Raw genomic sequence first — 379 nt, 5'->3', positions numbered from 1 at the left:
GTGTTGTAGATGCGGCTGCGGCGGTCCATGCGGAATTCGAAACCCAGGGCCGCGCCGCGCTCGGCGATGGCGCGCTGCGTCTGCACGGTCTGCTCGGCGGTGGCGCCGTATTTCTCGGCCAGGTGCTCGCCGATGTCCTGGCCGCCCGCGGGCATGCCGGGGTTCAGTTCGAACGGCTGGAAATGCACTTCCGCCTGCACGGCACCGCCGAGCGACTGCAGCGCACGGTCGAGCGACTGCAGGCCGATGGCGCACCACGGGCAGGAGATGTCGGAGACGAAATCGATCCGCAGCGGGACGGCGGCATCGGCAGGGGTGGCAGCGGCGGAAACGGTGTCGGTCATGGATGGGCTCCTGGAGGCTCGTGTCCCGGCAGGGG

The 379-nt window shown here is 69.9% G+C and carries 1 protein-coding gene; it reads right to left on the bottom strand.

What is annotated here, in order from left to right; all coding sequences use genetic code 11:
* Positions 1-344, bottom strand: a 344-nt coding sequence (locus M1M07_RS32600) for a DsbA family protein (RefSeq protein WP_248676817.1), incomplete at its 3' end; no start/stop codon positions are given.
* Positions 345-379 lie beyond the last annotated feature (35 nt).

It is taken from the genome of Rhodococcus sp. HM1, from assembly GCF_023218075.1.
Lineage (GTDB): Bacteria > Actinomycetota > Actinomycetes > Mycobacteriales > Mycobacteriaceae > Rhodococcus.
This window is presented reverse-complemented; position numbering and strand designations above follow the sequence as displayed.